Below are 3,025 nucleotides of genomic sequence, written 5' to 3'. Positions count from 1 at the left end.
CGCGAGGGGGGTGGGAGCGGGGGGCTGGGTCATATCCGGACCGTAGGACTCCGTCCAAGGGACGAACCGTTCCGTCTCCCCGGGCTTCCCACGAACGGGCGACCCGGCCGGCATGCTGCGATCGGGCGCCCCGGCCCGCAGGGCGCGTCACGTCACGTCACACCCCGGGAACCCCGACCCCCTCCATCAGCCCCGTCACCTCGGTYCCCGCCGGCGTCAGCAGGAACACGTTGCGGTCGACGCGGTGCATTCCGCTGGCCAGGCCGAAGACGACGCCCGTGCTGAAGTCGAGGACGCGCTTGGCGACCTCCGTCTCCGCGCCGGTGAGGTCGAGCAGTACCGGCACGCCCGCCATCAGGGTCTCGGCGACGTCGCGCGCGTCGGCGAAGACGTTCACACGCAGCACGACGAAGCGGCGTCGCGCCTCCGTCTCGGCCTCGGGTATGGACCGGTGGCCGACGGAGGACGGCCAGGCGTCCCGGCCCCGCAGCGGCACGACCTGGGCGAGCCCCTCCCATTGTTCGTCGGTGACATCGTGGCTGTTCACCGGCATGCTCCGTCCTGGCTCGCGCTGGCTGTCTGCATCGGCCAATTCTTGCGCACGGTCACCCGTTCGGCCCAACTGCGACACGCTCCGCCACCTGGATGCGCCTCACAACGGCCGGAACGCGGCTGTGTGACGGGCGTAACTCCTGGTGATCAAGCAATGTGACACCTGCGTAACGGGATGTTCGTACCGTCGACGGCATGACCACGACGCCACGGCCGCAGCAGGAGACGGAACAGGTGCGCACGGTCTGCTCGTACTGCGGTGTGGGCTGTGGTCTCGTGCTCGATGTCGGCATGGGGCCGGACGGGCGGCGCACGGTCCTGAAGGCGTCCGGCGACAAGGCGCACCCGGCGAACGCGGGCCGGCTGTGCACCAAGGGCGCGACCACGGCCGACATGCTCGCCGCGCCCGGGCGGCTGACCACCGCACTGGTCCGCGACGACCGGGGCGAGGAGCCGGTGCCCTCGCCCGTCGCCGACGCGATCGCCGAGACCGCCGCGCGGCTGCGGGCCATCGTCGACGCGCACGGGCCGGACGCGGTCGCCTTCTATGTGTCCGGGCAGATGAGCCTGGAGGCGCAGTACCTGGCGAACAAGCTGGCCAAGGGGTTCGTGCGGACGAACGCGATCGAGTCGAACTCGCGGCTGTGCATGGCGAGCGCGGGCACCGGCTACAAGCTGTCGCTGGGCGCGGACGGGCCGCCCGGCTCGTACGAGGACTTCGATCAGGCGGACGTCTTCCTCGTCATCGGCTCCAACATGGCCGACTGCCATCCGATCCTCTTCCTGCGGATGATGGAGCGGGTCAAGGCGGGCGCCAAGCTGATCGTCGTCGATCCACGGCGGACCGCGACCGCCGCCAAGGCCGATCTGTTCCTCCAGATCAGGCCGGGGACCGACCTCGCGCTGCTGAACGGCCTGCTGCACCTGCTGCACGCGGACGGGCACACCGACCCGGAGTTCGTCGCGGCCCACACCGAGGGCTGGGAGGCCCTGCCCGGGTTCCTCGCCGACTACACCCCGGCGGCGGTCGCGGAGATCACCGGGCTCGCCGAGGACGACATCCGCCGAGCCGCCCGGCTGATCGGCGAGGCCGGCAAGCAGTGGATGAGCTGCTGGACCATGGGGCTGAACCAGTCCACGCACGGCACCTGGAACACCAACGCCCTGGTCAACCTGCATCTGGCGACGGGCGCGATCTGCCGTCCGGGCGCCGGACCGTTCTCGCTCACCGGCCAGCCCAACGCCATGGGCGGACGCGAGATGGGCTACATGGGCCCGGGGCTGCCGGGGCAGCGGTCGGTGCTCGTGGACGAGGAGCGGGCGTTCGTCGAGGACGTGTGGGAGCTGCCCGCGGGGACGCTGCGGGCCGACGGGGTCGGGCAGGGCACCGTCGAGATGTTCCGGAAGATGGCCGACGGGGACATCAAGGCCTGCTGGATCATCTGCACCAATCCCGTCGCCTCGGTCGCCAATCGCCGTACGGTCATCGAGGGGCTGGAGGCCGCCGAGTTCGTCGTCACGCAGGACGTGTTCGCCGACACCGAGACGAACGCGTACGCCGATGTCGTCCTGCCCGGCGCGATGTGGACCGAGGCGGAGGGCGTCTTCGTCAACAGCGAGCGCAACCTGACGCTGACCCGGGCCGCCGCCGACCCGCCCGGGGAGGCGATGGCCGACTGGCGGATCATCGCGGAGGTCGCGTGCGCGATGGGGTACGAGAAGGGGTTCTCTTACGACAGCGCCGAGCAGGTCTTCGAGGAGATCCGGCGGTTCCACAACCCGAAGACGCAGTGGGACCTGCGCGGTGTCTCCTACGAGCGGCTGCGCCGGACACCCGTGCAGTGGCCGGCCGCGCGGGAGGACGGGCCCGAGCGCAACCCCGTCCGATACGTGGGGGACGACGGGCTGCGGTTCCCGACGGCGAGCGGTCGTGCCGTCTTCTTCGCCCGGCCCCACCTGCCCGCCGCCGAGATGCCGGACGACGACTATCCGTTCGTGCTCAACACCGGGCGGGTGCAGCACCAGTGGCACACGCTCACCAAGACCGGGAAGGTCGCCAAGCTCAACAAGCTGAACTCCGGGCCCTTCGTGGAGCTCCATCCGCAGGACGCTCAGGCACTCGGGGTCGTGGAGGGCGATCTGGTGGAGGTGGCCTCGCGGCGCGGGCGGGCCGTGCTGCCGGCGGTGGTGACGGACCGGGTGCGGCCGGGCTGCTGCTTCGCGCCCTTCCACTGGAACGACCTGTTCGGCGAGTACCTGAGCATCAACGCGGTGACGAGCGACGCGGTGGATCCGCTGTCGTTCCAGCCGGAGTTCAAGGTGTGCGCGGTGTCGCTGGCGAAGGTGGCGACGCCCGTGCGAGAGGCGCCCGCGCAGGAGGCGGCGAGCGCCGTACGCGAAGAACCGGCCGGGGCTCTGACGCCGACGGCCGTCACCCCCGCCGGGACCGACCCCTTCGGCCTCCAGCCCTCCC

Annotated in this window: 2 protein-coding genes; one reads left to right on the top strand and one right to left on the bottom strand. The window is 71.2% G+C overall.

Going from position 1 to position 3,025, the window contains the following annotated elements; all coding sequences use genetic code 11:
• Positions 1–157 precede the first annotated feature (157 nt).
• Entirely contained in the window at positions 158–553 is a 396-nt protein-coding gene (locus CA983_RS42135) for a cell division protein SepF (protein ID WP_020273204.1), read from the bottom strand.
• A gap of 194 nt (positions 554–747) precedes the next feature.
• On the opposite strand from CA983_RS42135, the gene CA983_RS42130 reads away from it, so the two are divergent.
• Positions 748–3,025: molybdopterin oxidoreductase family protein (locus tag CA983_RS42130; protein ID WP_244207330.1), on the top strand; the 2,278-nt coding region annotated here is incomplete at its 3' end.

It is taken from the genome of Streptomyces swartbergensis (genome assembly GCF_002148965.1).
Lineage (GTDB): Bacteria > Actinomycetota > Actinomycetes > Streptomycetales > Streptomycetaceae > Streptomyces > Streptomyces swartbergensis.
The sequence above is the reverse complement of the archived record's forward strand: the minus strand, read 5'-3'. Positions and strand labels throughout refer to the sequence as shown.